14 protein-coding genes are annotated in these 19,207 nt (G+C 69.8%); 8 read left to right on the top strand and 6 right to left on the bottom strand.

The features are described from left to right. Positions 1-2: 2 nt before the first annotated feature. On the bottom strand, positions 3-2,081 hold the full coding sequence (locus VF106_RS34570) for a hybrid sensor histidine kinase/response regulator (protein ID WP_330844140.1): 2,079 nt from the start codon (positions 2,079-2,081) through the stop codon (positions 3-5). A 141-nt stretch (positions 2,082-2,222) separates the two neighbouring features. Next, entirely contained in the window at positions 2,223-2,642 is a 420-nt protein-coding gene (locus VF106_RS34565; protein ID WP_330844139.1) for an Hpt domain-containing protein, read from the bottom strand. 148 nt (positions 2,643-2,790) lie between these two features. Here VF106_RS34565 and VF106_RS34560 point away from each other — a divergent pair, with 148 nt between their 5' ends. Next, on the top strand, positions 2,791-6,720 hold the full coding sequence (locus VF106_RS34560) for a PAS domain-containing hybrid sensor histidine kinase/response regulator (protein WP_330844138.1): 3,930 nt from the start codon (positions 2,791-2,793) through the stop codon (positions 6,718-6,720). Positions 6,721-6,727: 7 nt separating this feature from the next. On the opposite strand, the gene VF106_RS34555 is transcribed toward VF106_RS34560, so the two are convergent. Next, positions 6,728-6,856 carry a hypothetical protein gene (locus VF106_RS34555; protein ID WP_330844137.1) on the bottom strand — a complete coding sequence of 43 codons (129 nt, stop codon included), beginning with the start codon at positions 6,854-6,856 and terminating at the stop codon, positions 6,728-6,730. Continuing rightward, positions 6,853-7,830: a hypothetical protein gene (locus VF106_RS34550; RefSeq protein WP_330844136.1), complete on the bottom strand. Its 978-nt coding sequence runs from the start codon at positions 7,828-7,830 to the stop codon at positions 6,853-6,855. The genes VF106_RS34555 and VF106_RS34550 overlap by 4 nt, the downstream gene beginning before the upstream one ends. A 115-nt stretch (positions 7,831-7,945) precedes the next feature. Here VF106_RS34550 and VF106_RS34545 point away from each other — a divergent pair, with 115 nt between their 5' ends. Beyond that, positions 7,946-8,695, top strand: a complete 750-nt coding sequence (locus VF106_RS34545) for a TetR/AcrR family transcriptional regulator (protein WP_330844135.1) — start codon at positions 7,946-7,948, stop codon at positions 8,693-8,695. Here VF106_RS34545 and VF106_RS34540 read toward each other — a convergent pair. Then, a complete protein-coding gene (locus VF106_RS34540) occupies positions 8,640-9,980 on the bottom strand; it encodes a Gfo/Idh/MocA family protein (RefSeq protein WP_330844134.1) in 1,341 nt (446 codons plus the stop codon). The genes VF106_RS34545 and VF106_RS34540 overlap by 56 nt on opposite strands. Positions 9,981-10,128: 148 nt before the next feature. Here VF106_RS34540 and VF106_RS34535 point away from each other — a divergent pair, with 148 nt between their 5' ends. The 3 genes from VF106_RS34535 (at position 10,129) to VF106_RS34525 (ending at position 12,988) form a co-directional block, all read left to right on the top strand. Next, a complete protein-coding gene (locus VF106_RS34535) occupies positions 10,129-11,064 on the top strand; it encodes a carbohydrate ABC transporter permease (protein WP_330844133.1) in 936 nt (311 codons plus the stop codon). Next, positions 11,061-11,951 (top strand): carbohydrate ABC transporter permease, encoded by an 891-nt coding sequence (locus tag VF106_RS34530; protein WP_330844132.1) that lies wholly within the window; start codon positions 11,061-11,063, stop codon positions 11,949-11,951. Before VF106_RS34535 ends, VF106_RS34530 begins: the two co-directional genes overlap by 4 nt. A gap of 152 nt (positions 11,952-12,103) precedes the next feature. Continuing rightward, positions 12,104-12,988, top strand: a complete 885-nt coding sequence (locus VF106_RS34525; protein WP_330844131.1) for a dienelactone hydrolase family protein — start codon at positions 12,104-12,106, stop codon at positions 12,986-12,988. Positions 12,989-12,994: 6 nt separating this feature from the next. On the opposite strand, the gene VF106_RS34520 is transcribed toward VF106_RS34525, so the two are convergent. Next, positions 12,995-14,332 (bottom strand): ABC transporter substrate-binding protein, encoded by a 1,338-nt coding sequence (locus VF106_RS34520; RefSeq protein WP_330844129.1) that lies wholly within the window; start codon positions 14,330-14,332, stop codon positions 12,995-12,997. 109 nt (positions 14,333-14,441) lie between these two features. Here VF106_RS34520 and VF106_RS34515 point away from each other — a divergent pair, with 109 nt between their 5' ends. From VF106_RS34515 to VF106_RS34505, 3 genes are read left to right on the top strand one after another with little or no spacing between them, the layout of a single operon-like run. Beyond that, positions 14,442-15,986, top strand: coding sequence for a glycoside hydrolase family 43 protein (locus VF106_RS34515; protein WP_330844128.1), 1,545 nt, complete (start codon positions 14,442-14,444; stop codon positions 15,984-15,986). Continuing rightward, on the top strand, positions 15,986-17,944 hold the full coding sequence (locus VF106_RS34510; protein ID WP_330844127.1) for a DUF6807 family protein: 1,959 nt from the start codon (positions 15,986-15,988) through the stop codon (positions 17,942-17,944). Before VF106_RS34515 ends, VF106_RS34510 begins: the two co-directional genes overlap by 1 nt. Further along, positions 17,941-19,086 carry a Gfo/Idh/MocA family protein gene (locus tag VF106_RS34505; protein WP_330844126.1) on the top strand — a complete coding sequence of 382 codons (1,146 nt, stop codon included), beginning with the start codon at positions 17,941-17,943 and terminating at the stop codon, positions 19,084-19,086. The genes VF106_RS34510 and VF106_RS34505 overlap by 4 nt, the downstream gene beginning before the upstream one ends. Positions 19,087-19,207 lie beyond the last annotated feature (121 nt).

Below are 19,207 nucleotides of genomic sequence, written 5' to 3'. Positions count from 1 at the left end.
CCTCACTGGGGCATGTCGGCGCTCCCGGACATCGAGACGTCCTGCTGGCGTTCCCGGAGCGCGGCGCGGGTGGCCTGGCGCAGTGTCTTGCTGGTGAACGGTTTGGTCAGCGGTGCGCTCTCGGACAGGCTCTGGTGCGCGGTCCGCAGCGCCTCCGGATAGCCGGACATGTACAGCACCTTCGTGCGGGGCGAGACGGCGAGGAACCGTTTGGCGAGTTCGCCGCCGGAGATGGTCGGCATCACCACGTCGGTCAGGAGCAGGTCGACGGGTTCCCCCCGGCCGGCGATCGCGAGCGCCTCGGCGCCGCTCGTCGCGGTCAGCACCCGGTAGCCCGCGCTGGTGAGCATGGTGGCCGCGATGTCGCGGATGCTGGACTCGTCGTCGACGACGAGTACGGTCTCGATCCCGGTCGGCTCATCGTCCACAGTGGACTGTGGGGCCGGTCGGCCCGCCTTCGCGTCGGCGACGGGCAGGTAGACGTCCACAGTGGTGCCCTCACCGACCACGGACTGGATGATGAGCCGGCCACCGTACTTCCGGACGATGCTGTACACCGTCGCCAGTCCCAGCCCGGTGCCCTTACCGACGGGTTTGGTGGTGAAGAACGGGTTCATCGCGCGCTCGATCACCTCGGCGGGCATGCCGTGACCGGAGTCGACGACGGTGAGCCGGACGTAGCGTCCCGGCGCCAGCCCGGTCCGGTCCGCTTCGGCATCCGGCTCGACGACGTGGTTGCGGGTCCGCAGCACGAGCCGCCCGCCCTCGGGCATCGCGTCGCGGGAGTTGACCGCGAGGTTGAGCACCACCTGGCTCAGCTGGCTGCTGTCGGCGTAGACCGGCCACAGGTCGACGACCCGGTCGTGGACGATCTGGACGGCGGCGCCGAGGGTCGGTTCGAGCAGTGTCTCGACCTCGTCGAGGAAGCTGTTGAGGTCCAGCGACTCGGGCGTGGCGATGTCCGGGCGCCCGAACGCCAGCAGGCGGGAGGTGAGGTGGGCGGCGCGGTTTCCCGCGGTGGTCAGCCCGTCGAGGCACTTCGTCAGGCTCGCCGCGAGGTCGGACTCGACCCCGTCGGTCTCCGCCCCTGCCTCGACCAGCTCCCGGGCCACCTGCGCGTAGCCGAGGACGGCGGTCAGGATGTTGTTGAAGTCGTGTGCGACGCCGCTGGCGAGCTGTCCGATGCTCTCGAGGCGTTCCGCGACCCGCAGGCGCTGGTCCATCTCGCGCTGGCGTTCCTCGGCCGCCACCTTCTCGGTGATGTCCTCGATGACGCCGACGCACTGCAGCACCTGGCCGCGATCGTCGTACGTGTTGTGCAGGCTGATGTCGACCCAGCCGGCGCCGTCGGGGCGTTCGAACGGCCACCGGTGACGGGCCAGCTCGCTCCGCTCACCCGAGAGAAGCTCCGTCAGCGCGGGGTCTCCGGCCAGGCCGACCGCCTCCAGCCACGCGAAGCCCGCCAACTGGGCCGAGGAGCGGCCGAGGATCGCGGCGAGCCGGAGGTTGACGTACACGGCCCGGCCCGCGGCGTCGACGAGCACGATCCCCACCGGCGCGGCCTCGGCCATCAACCGGAACCTCTGCTCGCTGCGCCGCAGCGCCAGCTCGTTGTCCTGCATCTGGCGGATCTTCTCGACCATCTTCGCGTTGACCGTGCGCAGGTGTTCCCTGGTGACGTGCTCGTCGATCAGGGGCGCCTCGGCCGTTCTCTCGCTGCTCAGTTCGGCGTCGATGGCCTCGAGCAGCTTGTGCGGGTCGTCGGTCTTGGTCACGACGTGCCGAACGCCGTAGGCGTGCGCGAGCGGCGCCACCTCCTCCTCGAGGTAGTTGGCGGTCCAGAAGATCACCGGAAGACCCGCGGTCTCCGCTTTGGCCCGCAGCTCGCGCACGAACTGGTAGCCGTCCATTCTGGGCATCACCACGTCGGTCAGGACCACGTCGGGCACCTCGTCGGCGATCATGTTCAGCGCCTCGAGCCCGTCACCGGCCTCCAGCACGCGATGGCCTCCGTGCTCCAGCACGGTGCGCATCAGGTCCCGGTTGACCGGGCGGTCGTCGACGACCAGCACAGTGGCCATATTCAGCTCAATTCAGTAACGAGAAACCGCGACATCGACAATGCGACAAAGTTGCCACGTCAATCTTTTGCTGCTACCGCAGCGCATCTGTCGATGCTAGACAGCCGGATACGGCTGGCAATTCGATCAATGAGCGCAGTATCACATACTGGCGATGGCTCGGCTGGCGCGCTCGTAGCCATTGCGCAGTTCGGCCGCCACCTCGGCGGCATGGACGAGGTCACCGTCCTTGAGACGCTGCCTCAGGTCGCCGCAGGCAGCGACCATGTCGTCCGCGCCGATGTAGCCGGAAAGGCTCGTGAGGTCGTGGGCCTGCTCGCGGGCGGTCGTGATGTCACCAGCGCCGATCGCGTTGGCGATCGTGTCGAGACAACGCGGTGCGTCGGCCAGGAACGCGTCGAGCACCCGCGCGGCGAGGTCGCCGGGAGCGGCGGGCTTACCGAACCGCAGGCGGTCGAGCCGCTGCTCGATCGAGCTACGCAGCTGCCGCAGGTCCTCACCTTCGCCGGCCTCCGCACCGGCTTCCCCGGCGCCGGCGCCGACATTTTCCGCGATCGCCATTGCTGTTCACCTTTTCCGCATGAGTAGCCACGTTTGTTCACCATTTTTGGGTGAATGCCGTGGCTTTCATCCTTTCTGGGAGTCACCTCCTCGCCCGTTTACCCCAGTATTGAAGACTATGGGCGCTACCGCAAAAGGAAATGAACCGGTGCGCCGGCGGTCACTGCTGGTCACGACAGCCGTCGTGTTGGTGCTCGTCGTTGCCGGTTCGGCACTGCTCGGCTTCGCCGCGAACGTGCGGATCCTCGCCGTCCTTGTTCCTGGCCAGGTGTTGCGACCCGCGGTCGCGGTGATGCTGGTCGTCGCGGCGGTGGCGTTGTGGCTGGTCGCGCCGGAGAACGCGGGCGCCGGTCGGCGACGTTCCGGACAGGTGCTCGGGGTGGCGGCCGCCCTGTTCGGTGCGCTCGTGCTGTTCGAGTACATGGTGGGCGGGCGCGTGGAGATCGAGGACGTGCTGTTCAGTGAACGTCTACGGGAGTGGTCGCGGCCCGACTTCCCTGGTCGCCCCTCGCCGCACACCGGCGTCGCGTTCGTCCTCGTCGGACTGGCCCTGGCGTTGCTCGATGTGGATCGCAAGCGCGGGTTCCGGCCTGCCGCGGTTCTGGCGCCGGCCGGCGCTCTCGTGGCGACCGTCGCGCTCCTCGGGAACGCCTACGGTCTGGTCTACCTGTCCGGCGCCTCGGTCGTGAACAGCATGCGGTACCCGACGGCGGCTTGTTTCATGCTGCTGTCGGTGGGTCTGCTGGCGTGCCGACCGGACCGTACGGCGGCCCAGGTGTTCCTGAGCCGCGGTGCGGGTGGCACGGTGGTTCGCCAGCTGTCGCTGGCGGCGATCCTGCTGCTCCTGCTGTCGGGCGTCCTGTTGACCGCGGTCGGCCGGTTCGACTTCGGTCTCAAGAGCGCCGTGATCACGATAGCGACCGCCGCGATCGTGCTGACCGTGTACGTGGTGTTCCTACGGGCCGGGGCGCACCTGGACAAAGCCGACCGCGTACAGCGCGACCTGCTGAACGAACTGCGCACGGAACGGGATTTCAACAGCACCGTGCTGCGCTCCCTGCGTGAGGGGGTGCTCATCGCTGACCCGGACGGACGGGTGCTGCATGTGAACCCCCGGTGGTGCGAGATCACCGGGTACTCATCCGAGGACGTCATCGGCCGCACACCGCCGTATCCCTGGTTGTCCCCTGAGCAGCTGCCGGACTCGGATCCCGCGGACGCCGACGCGGAACGCGACGTGTTCGTCCGCCGGCCCGACAACCAGGATGTCGCGGTCGAACTCACCACCACACAGGTCCGCGACGACGAGGGCCTGCGGTTGACCGTCACCAGCTACCGCGACCTCACCTCTCGCAACCTGGCCGAGGAAGAGCGCAGGCGCGCCGCCGACCAGCTCGACCATTTCTTCCGGATCTCCAGCGACCTGCTGTGCATCGCGGGCGACGACGGCTACTTCAAACATCTCAACCCCGCGTGGGAGCACGCGCTCGGCTACACCGTCGACGAGTTGATGAGCCGGCCGTTCCTGGAGTTCGTCCATCCCGACGACATCGCCAGAACCGAGGCCGAGATCGTCCGGCAGGCCACGGAAGGCACGCAGACCGTGTCGTTCGAGAACCGGTACCGCTGCCGCGACGGTTCCTACCGGTGGCTGAACTGGAACGCGGTGCCCATCCCGGAGGAGGAGCAGACCTACGCGGTGGCCAGGGACATGACCCGTCAGCGCGAGGCGAACGTGGCGAAGGCGCAGCTGGTCGCCATCGTCAACGGCACCGACGACGCCGTGATCGGCCAGACGCTCGACGGCGTCATCACCACCTGGAACCCGGCGGCGGAACGCCAGTACGGCTACGCCGCGGACGAGGCTGTCGGCCAGTCGATCCGGCTGATCGTGCCCCCCGGGGAGGCCTGCGAGCTCGACGAGCTGCACCACATCAGGCAGAACCAACCCGTCCGGTTGCACAACACCGTGCGCAGGCGCAAGGACGGCCAGCAGGTGCATGTCGAGATCAGCGTCTCGCCGATCCGCGACCCCGGCGGGAACGTCGTCGGCGCCGCCTCCATCTCCCGTGACATCACCGACCGGATCAAGGCAGAACAGCGGTTCCGGCAGCTCGTCCTCGCCGCTCCCGACGCCATGGTCATCGTCGACGACAACGGCACCATCGTGCTGGTCAACGAACAGACCGAGCACCTGTTCGGGTACCGAGGCGCCGAGCTGACCGGGAAGTCGGTCGACGTGCTCGTCCCGCCCGCGTGCCGCGAGCAGCACGGCGAGCACCGGCAGAGCTACCTGCGTGATCCCCGCAACCGCAGGATGGGGAGCGGTCTGGAACTGTCCGGCGTGCGGCGCGACGGCAGCGAGTTCCCGGTGGAGATCAGCCTCGCGCCACTGGAGACGGAGCAGGGCATGCTCGTCTCGGCCGCGATCCGGGACATCAGCGAGCGCCGGGAGGTCGAGCGGGCACTGGCCGACGCCCGGGACAACGCGCTGGCCGCCGCACAGCTCAAGTCCCAGTTCGTCGCGATGGTCAGCCACGAGATCCGCACGCCGATGAACGGTGTCATCGGGCTGACCGGCCTACTGCTGGAGACCCCGCTGGAACCGGCCCAGCGGCGCTACGCCGAGTCGATCGAGGTCTCCGCGCGTGCGCTGCTCACGATCATCAACGACATCCTCGACTTCTCCAAGATCGAGGCGGGCAAGCTCAAGCTGGTCGAGGTCGACTTCCAGCTCGACTACGTCCTCGAGGAGGTCGTCCAGGCGGTCGCCGAGGCCGCCAGGAAGAAGCACCTCGAGATCGTCTGTGACTACCCGCCGGACCTGCCCACCGGGCTGCGCGGCGACGACGGCCGAGTGCGCCAGGCCCTGCTCAACCTCGTTGGCAACGCCGTCAAGTTCACCGAGCAGGGCAGCGTCGTGCTGCGGGCCGAGGCAACGGGCACCGGAGAGGACGGCAGACAACGGGTCACGTTCACGGTCGTGGACACCGGCATCGGGATCGCCAAGACGAACCTCGTGCGGTTGTTCGAACCGTTCTCCCAGGCCGACGCCCACAGCACCCGCAAGTACGGCGGCACGGGGTTGGGACTGACCATCACCCGGCAGCTGGTCGAACTCATGGGTGGCCAGCTCGAGGCCGCCAGCGAACTCGGGCGCGGCAGCCAGTTCTGGTTCACCCTCGAGTTCACTCCGCAGTCGAACCCGCCAGAGCGGCGCACACACCTCGCGCTGCGCGACTGCATGGCCGGCAACCGGCTGCTCGTCGTCGACGACAATCCCACCAGCCTGCGCCTGATCGCCCGGCACGCGCAGGCATGGGGCATGAACCCGACCACCGTGCTCGACGGTCACACCGCGCTCAAGCAGCTGCGTGAGGCCGGCCGTCAGTCCCGTCAGTTCCGGGTCGCGATCGTCGACCAGCACATGCCAGGCTTCGACGGTGTCGAACTGACCCGCGCCATCGGCGCCAACCCGGAGATCCCGCCGCTGAAGGTCATCCTGCTCACCTCGGGCTCCTACGAGGACGACCAGAACGCGGAGAACGCCGGTGCGGCCGCCGTGCTGCCCAAGCCGATCGGCCCGTCCCAGCTGTACAACTGCCTGCTGGAACTCCTCCAACCCGAGGGCATCACGCCGCGGCCACGCAAGCCGGATCTGGCAATGGAGAGCGCCGGCATACACGGCCTGGTCCTGCTCGCCGAGGACAACGAGATCAACCAGATGGTGGCGGTGGACACCCTCAGCATGCTCGGCTACGAGGTCGACGTCGCCCGGGACGGGATCGAGGTCCTGGAGCTGGCGGGCACCAAGCCGTACCAGGCCATCCTCATGGACTGCCAGATGCCCAGGATGGACGGCTACACCGCCACGGCCGAGATCCGCAAACGCGAACGGGGAGACGAGCACATCCCGATCATCGCGATGACCGCCCACGCTCTCGCCGAGGACCGGCAACGCTGTCTCGCCGCCGGTATGGACGACTACCTGTCCAAGCCCATCGACCCGGAGAAGCTGCAACACACCCTCGACCAGTGGACCAGGACCAGCCCACCGACCGTCCGCGAAACGACGTAGCCCGACGTCATCTGTCTCGGTGGGCGCGCCACAGTGCCGCCGCCGCGCCAACGAGCAACAGCGCCACCCCGGTGAGCGCCTCGGTGCCGCCGTGGGTCGCGACGTGCCCGGCGTGGGCCAGCAGTGTCGCGGTCATCGCAGGCGGAAGGTGGTCGCGAGGGCTGGGGCCTCGGCGAGGTGGATGGTGTGGGTGGTCGCGATGTGGAGCCAGGCGTTGCCGGTGCGCAGCGTCGTGACGGCCTTTGCCAGACCCCAGAACGCGACCTGCGTGAACCACGCGAGGGACAGTGCGAGCTGCGCTGCCGATCCCCACGCGAGGAACGCCTCGGTGATGTTGAGCGCGCCGTAGGCGATGGCGGACAGGACCGATCCGGTCACCCACGACCGCGCCAGGACCGCGAGCCGAGGTGTCAGCAGCGACTGGGTCGTGATCATGATGGGCAGGAACGACCCGATGGTGAACAGCACGAGGGTGAGCACGTGCCCGGCGACGGAGGTCGTGTAGTACTCCGGGGTCGCGGTGAAGAAGATCGGCGGGAGCCCGACGAGGACGAAGTACGGCAGCCACACCTTCGGCCGGCCGAACCGCAGCAGCATGCTGGCCGGGCGGTAGCCCAGCCGGTAGCGGAAGAACAGGTACGGCAGCACCGCGAGCGTGACGAAGTTGAAGATCGCCCAGGTCAGGGTGGAGGTCGGGGTCTGGCGGTCCCAGACGGCCTGCGCGCCGGGGGCAAGCCCGACGAAGGCGATGTGGGTGCGGATGTCGAACACGCTGCCGACCGCCAGGACCGCCGCCATCCAGGCCAGCAGGCCGGCGGTCTCCTTGCCGGGGTTGCGGAACTCGGGCGCGTTGCGGTGGTCAAGCGGTGCGCGGTGCCGCGCGAGGAGGAACAGGACCGCCATGCCGGCGACGCCGCCGGCGATGCCGCCGGCGATGCCGGAGAAGTAGCCGATCGGTTCCTGGTCGGACAGCGGTAGCACGGACCGGTCGGTGGTGAGGATGTAGACGGTGGCGGCCGCCCAGGCGGCGAGGAACAGCAGCAGCCATCTGTTGGTGAACAGGTCGCGGACGGCGGTCGGTGCCGGTGTCGATACGGCGGTGGTCGTCATGGAGGACTCTCCCGAGAACGTCGGACAAGTTAGAGAACAGTGCTCTCGACAAGAGCGTCGTTCTCTTTTCTCGTCCTGTCAAGAACAGTGTTCTCGTTTGTGTGACCATGGCGGGATGACGAACGCCTCCACCGGCCTGCGGGCCCGCCGCCGACAGGAGCTGCTCGCCGCCATCCGCACCGCCGCCCTCGAGGAACTGCGCCGCTCCGGCGCCGCCGGCCTGTCCCTGCGCGCCGTCGCCCGTGATGTCGGGATCGCCGTTTCCGCGCTCTACCGCTACTTCCCGAGCCGCGACGAGCTGCTCACCGACCTCATCGTCGCCGCGTTGGACGAGCACGCCGACGCCGTCGAGGCCGGTGGTGCGCACGAGGACGTGGCCGACGCGCTCCGTGGGGTCTGGCACGCGTACCGGGCATGGGCGGTGGCCCACCCGGCCGAGTTCGGGCTCGCCTACGGCACACCGGTCCCCGGCTACGTCGCGCCGGCGGAGGGCACCGTGCGTGCCGGCACCCGCATCGGCCGGTTCGCCCTCGGGTTGCTCGCCCGCGCCAACGCCGAAGGCCGCCTCGACCCCGACACGTTGCACCAGCGCGCCGACCGCCTGTCACCGGGCACCGCAGAGCAGCTCGAGACCTGGTCCGCACGGCACGACCAGCAGGTGCCGACAGAAGTTCTCGCCGTCTGGCTCGACCTGTTCGTGCGCCTCCACGGCCTGGTGTCCATGGAGGTGTTCGGCCTGCTGCGCCCGGTCACCCCGGACGCCGCGCCCTACGTCGCCGAGGTCGTCGACGCCGAGCTCGCCGCTCTGGTCAGACCCCGAGGTCCGAGATCCGCACCGGCCCGCCCGACCGCAGGCTCATGTTGACCGCGACCCCGACCGAGACGCTGTGCATCCCGTCGAGGTAGCCGGCCTGTCGCCGGAGGGGGTCGTTCGCCGGGCCGCGGAAGATGTCGCGCAGCAGGATCGCGTCCCCGCCGCCGTGGGCGCCCTCTCCCTCGGGGATCGGCACCTCCCAGGCGACGTCCCAGTGTTGCTGCACGACGAGTCGTGAGCCGTGCGGCCGTGCGCCGGTCGTGCCGTCCGCCGTTCCCGGCGTCACGCTCGGGTCGACGGCGGGGCGCTTGCCGTTGGGGCCCAGCAGTTGCGCGGCATGCCCCATGGCCACGTGGCTCCGCTCGACGACCTCCAGCTCCGCGCGGCCCCGGGTGCCGTTGACGCCGACCCGGTAGCCCTCCCACGGGCTGTGGGCGGTCAGTGAGTAGCTCATGCTCGCCCCGCGGCGGTACCCCACGAGCGCGCTCAGGGTGTCCTCGATGTCCCCGCCCGGCGCGAACACGTCCTGGTCGCGGATGTAGCCGTCGTCGTGCTCCGCGTCGAGGTAGAGGCGGCGCATCCGCTCGTCGCCGGCGATGTCCAGGCGGAACGGATCGTCCGCGGCCAGGTCACGCGCCCTGGCAGGCCGCGGCCCGGCGGGGCGGCCGGCGCCCTCCGCGCCGTAGAAGCGCATGCCGCCGAGGGCGGTGACCGTCTCGGGGACGTCGTCCAGCCACCAGTTGACGAGGTCGAAGTGGTGGGTCGCCTTGTGCACGGCGAGGCCGCCGGAGTACCGCTTGTCGCGGTGCCAGCGGCGAAAGTAGTCCGCGCCGTGCACGGTGTCCAGGAGCCACTCGAAGTGCACCGACAGCACCTCACCGACCAGGCCGTCCGCGATCACCTGGCGCAGCGTGCTGTTGCGGGGCGAGTAGCGGTAGTTGAACGTGACGGTCAGCCGTGCCGGCGAGGCCGCCACCGACCGCTGGATGGCCCGTAGCCCGTCGGCGTCGGTCGTCAGCGGCTTCTCGCACACCACGTCCACGCCCGCGTCGAGCGCGGTCGTGACCACGTGTGCGTGCGTGTGGTCCGGCGAGGTCACGACGACGACGTCGACCTTCTCCTCGGTCAGCATGCGCGCGAGCTCGTCCGGGTGGTAGTGCCGCGGCGTGTGGCCGTGCGCTCGGACCCGTTCGTCGTAGACGGCCATCCGCGACTCGTTGGTGTCGCACCACGCCACCGGGACGGCGACGTCCGCGTGCTCGCCGAGCATCGCGTCGACGTACATGCCGGCGCGGGACCCCGTGCCGACCACCGCGTACCGCCGCGGGCTGACCATGGCTCTCCCTCCCACCGAGCAACCGGTTTCTGACCTCACCATACGTTGATGGTGATGGATGACCAACCATGTGGATCTGGGGATTGACCTGGGTCTGCCCGGTACGTTTCACTGTCGGAAACCGGTTACCGAAGGTGGAGAACGCACAATGGCCGTGCTCAACGCCGCGGCCCCGACGGGGGTCGCGCCGAACCGGCGTCGGCGGCCGCGTCGGGAGCGGTGGACGCCCTACCTGCTGATCGCCCCGGCGGTGGTGCTGGTCGCGGTGTTCCTCGTCTACCCCATCGGCAGCGTCGTCTACTACAGCCTCTACGACTACAACGTCACCAAGCCGTGGAGCAACGGCTTCGTCGGTCTCGGCAACTACGTCACGATGGTCGAGGACTCCCTGTTCTGGCAGTCGCTCGTCTTCACCGCGCAGTGGGTGTTCGTCGAGGTCGGCCTCCAGCTCGTCTTCGGTCTCGCGCTCGCGCTCGTCATCAACGAGACGTTCGTCGGCCGCGCGCTCGGGCGGGCACTCGTCTTCGCGCCGTGGGCGGTCAGCGGCGTGCTGACCACGACGATCTGGCTGCTCATCTACAACCCGACCACCGGCTTCGGCCGCTACCTGGCCGACGCCGGGATCGGAACGTACGGGACGAGCCCGCTGGCGGAGGCCGGTTCGGCGTTCTGGGCGTTGGTCGTCGCCGAGCTGTGGCGCGGGATCCCGTTCTTCGCGCTCCTCATCCTGGCCGACCTGCAGTCGATCTCGGGGGACCTGTACGAGTCGGCGGAGGTCGACGGCGCAGGCCGGTTCCGCCGGTTCTGGTCGATCACGCTCCCGCACCTGCGCAACGCGATCATCATCTCGACGTTGCTGCGCGCGGTGTGGGAGTTCAACAACGTGGACCTGCTCTACACGCTGACCGGCGGCGGCCCCGGCAACGCGACCATGACACTGCCGCTGTATGTTGCCCGCCTCGCCATCGACGCCAAGGAGTTCGGGTACGGCTCGGCGTTGACCATGGCGGCCTTCGTCATCCTCGCGCTGTTCTCGGTCACCTACCTCTGGTTGGTGCGCATGGGGAAGGACCAGAAAGCATGAGCCCCACGTTGACGGCTGCCCCGCCTGCCGCGCCGCCGAGGCCGCCGGTGGCACCCAGGTCGCGCCGCAGCGCCGACCCGAGACGGACGCCGCGCTGGGCCATCTACCTCCCGCTCGCGGTGTATCTGCTGTTCACGCTGGTGCCGTTCTACTGGATCCTGCTCTTCGCCTTCCGCGAGACCGGGTCCACGTCGCTGTTCCCGTGGCCGCTGACGCTGGACCACTTCTCGACGGTGTGGAACGGCGCCGGGTTCTCGGTGTTCTTCAAGAACTCAGTCATCATCGCCGTGCTGACCGTGTTCTTCTCCACCACCATCGCGCTGGTCGGCGGCTACGCCCTGGCCCGGTTCTCCTTCCGGGGCAAGGGCGCGTTCATGCTGATGATGCTGTGCACCCAGTTCATCCCGGGTGCGATGATGCTCATCCCGCTGTTCGACATCTTCCGCGCGACGTTCCTGATCAACTCACTGTGGAGCATCGTCGTCGCGGACGTCGTGTTCCACCTGCCACTGTCGTTGATGCTCATGGCCGGCTTCATCAGGAACATCCCGATCGAGCTGGAGGAGGCCGCCTGGATCGACGGCTGCGGACGCCTGCGCGGCTTCCTGGCGACGGTGCTTCCGTTGCTGCGTCCCGGAATCGTGGCCATCGGCTCGTTCGCGTTCATCTCGGCCTGGAACAACTTCCTCTTCGCGCTCATGTTCCTGAACTCCCAGGAGCAGTTCACCGTGCCGGTCGGGCTCAGCTACCTGCTCGGTGAGTACAGTGTGGACTTCGGCGCGCTCGCCGCGGGCGGTGTCGTGGCCGTGGTACCGGTCGTCGTCGTGTTCGCCTACATCCAGCGCTACCTGGTGCAGGGTTTGTCGGCCGGGGCGGTGAAGGGCTGACCGCCCGCCCGTCCGCGATCGGCGGCTACGAGGACTGGCCGGCCGCCTGGCGCACGGGGGAGCGCCTCGACGGCGAACTGGCCGAACTGCTGGGTGTTCTGGCGCCCGCGCCGGCCACGCCGCGGACCCTGCGCTCGTGGCGACGCGACGGCGTGGAGATCACCGAACTCGGCTGGCAGACGGGTTTCGGTCCACCGACCCGAGCCTGGCTGGCTCTCCCGTCACCCCGGCCGGCCGGGCCGCTGCCCGGAATCCTCGCGCTGCACTGCCATGCTGGGATCAAGAGCGTCGGCGCGGAACGCCTCATCACGACGTCCACGCCGGTCGCCGAGCGGCTGCGCCACGAGTGCTACGGCGGCAGCGCGCTCGCCGAACGGCTCGCCCGCGCCGGGTTCGCGGTGCTCGCCCATGACGCCTTCGCGTGGGGTTCACGGCGTTTCCAGCTGACGCCGGCGCCGTGGCGGCTACGCGACATGAAGCCGGCCGACTACGACACAGCCGCCGCGCTGCACGAGTCGACCGTGGCCAAGTACGCCGGTGTGATGGGCACGTCCTTCGCGGGTGCCGTCGCCCACGACGACCTCACGGCGTTGGGCGTGCTCGCCGGCCTGCCCTATGTGGACCGGCTCGGTGTTGTCGGCTTCTCCGGCGGAGGAGGGCGGGCGGCGGTGCTCACGGCACTGGACCCGCGGGTGCGGGCCAGTGTCATCGCCTGCATGATGTCCACGGTGGACGAGCTGTATCCCGCCCACCTCGACGCCCACTCCTGGCTGCTCGCGACCCCGGGCATCGGACACGGCCGGGACTGGCCGGACGTGGCCTTCGCCAGGGGAGAGCACGACCAACTCGTGCTCTACGCGGCCGACGACGCGCTGTTCCCGCCCGAAGGCATGAGGCGCGCGGACTCCCTGCTGCGTAAGCGGTTCGCCGAAGCGGTGGGGACCTACCGGGGTGTCACCGTGCCCGGTCCCCACCGCTTCGACGAACCTATGCAGGAAGAGGCGATCGACTTCCTCGCCGCGTCACTGTCCGACTGAGAGTGGCTAGTTCCCCGCGTTCTCCTTGTAGTCCGCCAGGGCTTCCTCGAAGCGTGTGGCGTACTTCGACAGGAAGTCCTCCGGCGTCATCGTCTTCTGCAGGACCGCCTGGAAGTCCGGCTCCATCTCGGTCTTCAGGATGGCGCCCCAGTCCGGCAGGTAGGTCGGCAGCCGGACGTACTGGGTCTTGGAGTTCTCCGCCGTCTCGACGACCGCCTTGAGCGGCTGGGACTGCTGCACCCACGTGTCGCCCTGTGCCTCGACCAGTGCCGGCACCTGCCCGACCGTCTCGGACCATCCTGAGTTGCCCGTCGTGCTCATGTACTCGACGAACTTCCACGCCGCGGCCTTCTTCTCGCTGTCGGCCAGGATGCTCAGCCCGGAGATGGCCGGGCTCGTCGCGGTGATCACCCCGTCGTCGTTCGGGAACGGTTGCACGCCGGCCACCTTGTCCGCGCCGAGCGCGGTGATGTGGTCCTGGTAGGAGCCGAGGTTGTGGTGCATGGCCCACGCGGAACCGCCGTCGAACGCGGCGACGATCTTGGGGTAGTCGTTGGAGATGTCGGCGGTCGCGCTGACCGTGCCGTACAACCCGACGTACCGCTTGAACGCCTCGATGTTCTGCTTCGAGTCGAGGGTCGCCTGGCCCTCCTTGGTGAAGAACTCGCCGACGCCGGACACGCCGTAGGTCATGGCGATCATCGGCGGCATCGAGCCAGGGCCGCCGCGGAACGCGAAGCCGAACCGGTTCGAACCCGGGTTGGTGAGCTTCTCGGCGGCGTCGAAGAACTCGTCGTAGGTCTTCGGCTCCTTGATGCTGGCCTCCGCGAGCCAGTCCTTGCGATACCAGATGACGTCCGACAGCGCGGTCAGCGGCGCCTTGTAGAGCTTGCGGTCGGCCGAGTTGCCCCGTTCGGTCTCGACCATGGACTTGTCGACCGTGTCCGGAAGCCCCGACTCCTTGAACGCGTCGTCCAGCGGCACGAGCGCCTTCTGCGCGATGAGGCTCGCGATGTCGTTGCCGATGAGCAGGACGTCGGGTATCTCGCCGGTGGCCAGCGCGTTCTGCACCTTCTGCAGGTACGAGGAGTTGGGCAGCCCGACGTAGTTGACGTCGATGTCGGGGTTCGCCTTCTCGAAGGCGGCGATCAGCTCCTCCCACTTCGCGGTGAGCCGGGGGTTGGCGTTGGTGTCCCAGAACTCGATCGTGCCCTTGGGGTCACCCCAGTCCGCCGTCTCGGGTTCCGGGGCGGCTCCGGTGTCGCTGCCCGGGCCGGCGCAGCCGCTAATCACCAGTGCTGCCGCGACTGCGGCCAGGCCGACCAGCCGTCCTCGCAGTCCCATGGTCGTGCACCTCTCTCGTCGTTGAGTCGCGTGGCTCACCGTGATGGGAAACCGGTTTATGGTGGGCTACCGTAACAGCTGGGGAACCGGTTTCCTATAGGCTCAAAGGGTGCGAAACTCCTTGCGGGAGGCCTCGTCGATGGACTTCACGAACCCAGTGCTCAACGCGGACTGGCCCGACCCGGACGTCGTGCGCGTCGGGGACGACTACTTCATGGCCGTCTCGAGCTTCAACCGCGCGCCGGGCCTGCCCGTTCTGCACTCACGCGACCTGGTCACCTGGGAGGTCATCGCCCGGGCGCTGCCCGCGGTGCCACCCGAGGCGCACTACCGCCTGCCCCGGCACGGCGGGGGCGTGTGGGCACCGAGCATCCGCCACCACGACGGCACGTTCCACATCACCTACCCCGACCCCGATCACGGGATCTTCGTGGTGAGCGCCGAGGACCCGAGGGGGCCGTGGTCGCCGGCACGTCTGCTGCTGGGCGGCACGGGACTCATCGACCCGTGTCCACTGTGGGACGACGGGCGTGCCTACCTCGTGCACGGCTGGGCCCGCAGCCGCAGCGGAGTCGCCAACCGGCTCACGATGGTCGAGGTCGACAATGGACTGACCCGGCTCGTGGGAGTCCCGCGTACGGTGATCGACGGCGCCGAGCTTCCCGGCTACCACACGCTGGAAGGACCCAAACTGTACAAACGCGACGGTTGGTACTGGATCTTCGCCCCGGCCGGCGGGGTCGCGACGGGATGGCAGTCGGCGTTCCGCGCGCGCGACATCGCCGGACCGTACGAGGGCCGGGTCGTGCTGGCCCAGGGCGGCTCTCCCGTCAACGGCCCGCACCAGGGTGCGTGGGTTGACACGCCGACGGGGGAGGAGCACTGGTTCCTGCACTTCCAGGACCGCGGCGTGTTCGGCCGCGTCGTGCACCTCCAGCCGATGACCTGGCAGGCCGACGGCTGGCCCGTCATCGGCGCCGCCGGCGAGCCCGTCCCGACCCATCGCCGCCCGACCGCGCCTGTTGTCCCGCAGCGCGAGCCGGCGCGCTGTGACGACTTCACGACGACAAGCCTGGGCCTGCAGTGGCACTGGCAGGCCAACCCCGAACCGGACTGGCTGGCGCTGCCGGGGGACGGCACGCTGCGGCTGCGTGTTCTCCCGGACGACGTGGGCGATCTGCGGCTGCTGCCCAGGGTGCTCGGTCAACCTCTGCCCGGCCGGCCCTCGACGTGGACGACGTCGCTGACCCTCGGGCCGTCGGCGCCCGGCACACGGGCCGGCCTGGTCGTCCTCGGTACGGAGTACGCCTGGCTCGGCATCGAGGAGACGCCGGGCGGCGTGCACGTGATCTGCCGGCGCTCGGTCGGCCGCGGGCAGGAACACACGTTCGCCCAGGCGGCGCTGCCGGTGCGGGGCGTGCAGGTACGGGTTGACTGCGACGCCGAGGGCACGATCGGCTTCGCATGGCGTCCGCTGGGCGCGGCGGCGTGGCGGGAGGTCGACACCCGGTTCCAGGCCACGGCCGGCCGGTGGATCGGCGCGGACATCGGCCTGTTCGCGGCCGCTCCACTCGGAACGCCGGATGCTCGGAACCACGTTACGTTCGGCCCGGTGTCGGTCGATCTGTCTGGTGTGGAAGAGGTAGCGGCGTAATGGCTCGCTCACTAAAGGGTGGGAGCACCATCGAGGAGGTCGCCGCCGCGGCGGGTGTGTCCCGCGCGACGGTTTCCAGGGTCATGAACGGGCGGACGTCCGTGGCCCCGGAGATCGCCGCACGCGTGCACGCCGCGGCCGACCGGCTCCAGTACCGCCCAAGCAACATCGCGCGCAGCCTTTCCCTCGGGCGCACCAACACGGTCGCGCTCGTGGTGCCCGACCTGGGCAACCCGATGTTCCAGCAGGTCCTGCGCGGGGCGATGGCGGCCGCCGCCGAGAGCGGGTACCGCGTCCTCGTCGCGGAGACGGCCGAGTCGGTGACCGAGGAGGCGGAAACGGCGCTGGAAGCGCGGCTGCGTTGCGACGCGCTCATCCTCGCCAGCCCCCGGATGCCCGAGGAGGAGCTGGCCGCGTTGCTGCTCCGCGCCGCCCCTCTGCTCGTGCTCAACCGGCCGGTGACCGGGGCCCCCACCTTGGCGGTCGACTACGCCCACGGCATGGCGGCGATCGTCGACCACCTCGTCGACCTGGGCCATCGGGACCTCGCCTACCTGGCCGGGCCGTCGACCGCCGCGTCCAACCAGGCCCGCCTGCGTGGGCTGGACGAGGCGATGCGCAGGCACCCGTTCCTGCGGGTACGCACGATCCCCGCCGGGACCACGATCGAGGAGGGCTACCGCGTCGCCGACGAGGTGCTCGAGAGCAGGGCGACGGGTGCTCTGGCGTTCAACGACCTCGTCGCGTTCGGGCTGCTCGCGCGGCTCAACGAGACCGGCGTGGCCGTGCCGGGTGACATCTCGGTGACCGGGTTCGACGGCATCGAGCTCTCGCGCTACGCGACGCCGTCGCTGACCACGGGGAGCGTCTCCCAGGTCGCACTCGGGCGCCGGGCGTGGGAGCGGCTGGTCATGGCCATGGAAGGCGCGGACGAGGGAGCCGAGCCGGAGATGATCCAGCCGGAGCTGGTGGTGCGGGCCAGCAGCGGACCCGTCCCACCCGCCCGCAGGCTCGGCGCGCCGTCGTCCGGCATGGCCGGGTCGGCGCAGCGCGGGGTCGCCGGTGAGGCGCGGTGGCGGACCGATTCCGTCGGCGCGGTCCTCGAACACCGCGACCTGCCGCTCGCGCGCTACGCGGACGGGACGGGCATGCCGCAGGTGCACAGCCCCCGGCCGTACCTGCACCCGGTCCACTCACTGTCCGGGCGAGCGGTGACCCAGGTCAGCCCGGTCGACCACCGCCACCACTACGGCCTGTCACTGACGATCGCCGACGTCGACGGGACCTCCTACTGGGGCGGCCGGACGTTCCTGCCCGGCCAGGGCCCCACGCTGCTGCGCAACCACGGGCGCCAGATCAGCCTCGGCGTGGACATCGACGAGAGCGGTGCGCGCCTGCGGCAGTCCATCACGTGGGCCGACCAGCACGACCGCCAGCAGCTGCTGGAGCAACGGGAGCTGACCGGGGTGATCATCCCGGAGGCGGAAGCGTGGGCACTGGGCTGGCACAGCCGCCTGACCGCGCCGGCCGGTGCCACGATCTCCAGCCCGGCGCTGCGGGGCCGGCCGGGAGCGGGCTACGGCGGGATCTTCTGCCGGCTGGTCTCGGCCGACTCCACCGAGGTCCACACGGTGGACGCGGACACGGAGTCGGGCGCCCACGGCTCCCGCTCGCCGTGGATCGCGTTCGGCGGCCGGCACGGCGGGGAGTGGACGTCCGTGGTGCTGGTGCAGGACTCCGGCACCGACCCGCTGCCGTGGTTCGTCCGAGTCGCGGACTACGTGGGCGCGTGCCCCGCCCTCGCCTGGGACACCCCGTGCGTGATCGGCGCAGGCGCCGACCTGGACGCGGGGCTCGTGGCATTGGTCGTCGACCGCCGACTGTCCGCCCAGGACGCCGCCGACCTGGCCGACCTGGCACTGGCCCGGGTCGCCACGGCCCGCCGGTGTGATTCATGAATCGGGTCGCGCTCGTCGGTGCTCGCGGGCACGGTGCCTCCTACTTCGACCGGCTGGACCGGCTCGCCGCGGCCGGTCGGGCGCGGCTCGTGGCGGTCGCGGATCCTCGCCCGCCAGGGCCGTACGCCTCCCGGTTGTCCGACGCGACCTGGCACGACAGCCTGTCGGACCTGCTGGCGGACCCACGGGCGCGGCCGGACGTCGTGGTGCTGGCCACCCCGGTCCACACCCACGCCGACCTGGCCGTGGCCGCCATGCGTGCCGGCTGTGACGTTCTGCTGGAGAAGCCGCCAACGCCGTCGCTCGCCCTCTACGAACAGGTGCGCGCCGCCGTGGACGACACGGGACGGATCTGCCAGGTCGGCTTCCAGACGTTCGGCTCCGAGGCGATCGACGCGGTCCGGCGGATCGTCGCCGATGGTGAGATCGGCGCGGTGACCGGGTTCGGCGCGTTGGGCACCTGGGTGCGCACGGCGGGGTACTGGGCCCGCTCGGCGTGGGCCGGCCGCCGCAGGCTGGACGGCCGCGACGTGATCGACGGCGTCGTGACGAACCCGCTGGCCCACGCGGTCGCCACGGCGTTGCTGGTCGCGGGGGCGACGAGGCTCGACCAGGTCACCGACGTGGCGACCGACCTGTACCGAGCCAACGACATCGAGGCCGACGACACGTCCTCCGGCGTGGTCACGCTCTCCGACGGTCTGCGGTTGGGGTTCGGCCTCACGCTGTGCGCGACGAAACGCACTCCCGCGCTGGTCATGGTCCACGGCACCGAGGGAACACTGCGGCTGGCCTACGAGTCCGACACGGTCGAAGTGGACGGTCGCAACGGGACACGCACCCTGACCTTCGGCCGACTCGACCTGCTCGACGACCTGCTGACCGCCCGCGCGACCGGCCGCCGCCCACGCTGCCCCGTGGACGACACCGCCGCCTTCATGCGAGTCCTGGAAGCCGTCCGCGAGGCCGACGAGCCGACACGGATCGCCGACCGCCACATCCGCTGGGAGGGAGACGGCGACGACCGCCACCCGATCGTCGCCGACGTCGAACAGTGGTGCTGGCGCGCCGCCACAGAAGGCAGGACCTTCGAGTCCCTGGGCGCACCGTGGACTCGTGAAGCAGAGGACCCCCGGCCCTAGTGGGTTCGGGGGTCGGTTTGTGGGGTTGGGGGTTATTTGAGGCCGGTGAGGGTGCGGAGGCCGGTGAGGTCGCCGCTGCCGATGAGGCGTTTGTAGGTGGTGCAGGCGAGGGTGCGGGGGC

Origin of the sequence: Actinophytocola sp. (assembly GCF_036378875.1) — a bacterium.
GTDB lineage: Bacteria > Actinomycetota > Actinomycetes > Mycobacteriales > Pseudonocardiaceae > Actinophytocola.
This window is presented reverse-complemented; position numbering and strand designations above follow the sequence as displayed.

What these genes read in the sequence shown, in the direction of transcription:
- VF106_RS34535 (WP_330844133.1), top strand. Translation starts at nt 10,129, where the DNA reads ATGGCCGTGCTCAACGCCGCGGCCCCGACGGGGGTCGCGCCGAACCGG.
- VF106_RS34565 (WP_330844139.1), bottom strand. Translation starts at nt 2,642, where the DNA reads ATGGCGATCGCGGAAAATGTCGGCGCCGGCGCCGGGGAAGCCGGTGCG.
- VF106_RS34555 (WP_330844137.1), bottom strand. Translation starts at nt 6,856, where the DNA reads ATGACCGCGACACTGCTGGCCCACGCCGGGCACGTCGCGACCCACGGC.
- VF106_RS34505 (WP_330844126.1), top strand. Translation starts at nt 17,941, where the DNA reads ATGAATCGGGTCGCGCTCGTCGGTGCTCGCGGGCACGGTGCCTCCTAC.
- VF106_RS34530 (WP_330844132.1), top strand. Translation starts at nt 11,061, where the DNA reads ATGAGCCCCACGTTGACGGCTGCCCCGCCTGCCGCGCCGCCGAGGCCG.
- VF106_RS34510 (WP_330844127.1), top strand. Translation starts at nt 15,986, where the DNA reads ATGGCTCGCTCACTAAAGGGTGGGAGCACCATCGAGGAGGTCGCCGCC.
- VF106_RS34545 (WP_330844135.1), top strand. Translation starts at nt 7,946, where the DNA reads ATGACGAACGCCTCCACCGGCCTGCGGGCCCGCCGCCGACAGGAGCTG.
- VF106_RS34540 (WP_330844134.1), bottom strand. Translation starts at nt 9,980, where the DNA reads ATGGTCAGCCCGCGGCGGTACGCGGTGGTCGGCACGGGGTCCCGCGCC.
- VF106_RS34520 (WP_330844129.1), bottom strand. Translation starts at nt 14,332, where the DNA reads ATGGGACTGCGAGGACGGCTGGTCGGCCTGGCCGCAGTCGCGGCAGCA.
- VF106_RS34570 (WP_330844140.1), bottom strand. Translation starts at nt 2,081, where the DNA reads ATGGCCACTGTGCTGGTCGTCGACGACCGCCCGGTCAACCGGGACCTG.
- VF106_RS34550 (WP_330844136.1), bottom strand. Translation starts at nt 7,830, where the DNA reads ATGACGACCACCGCCGTATCGACACCGGCACCGACCGCCGTCCGCGAC.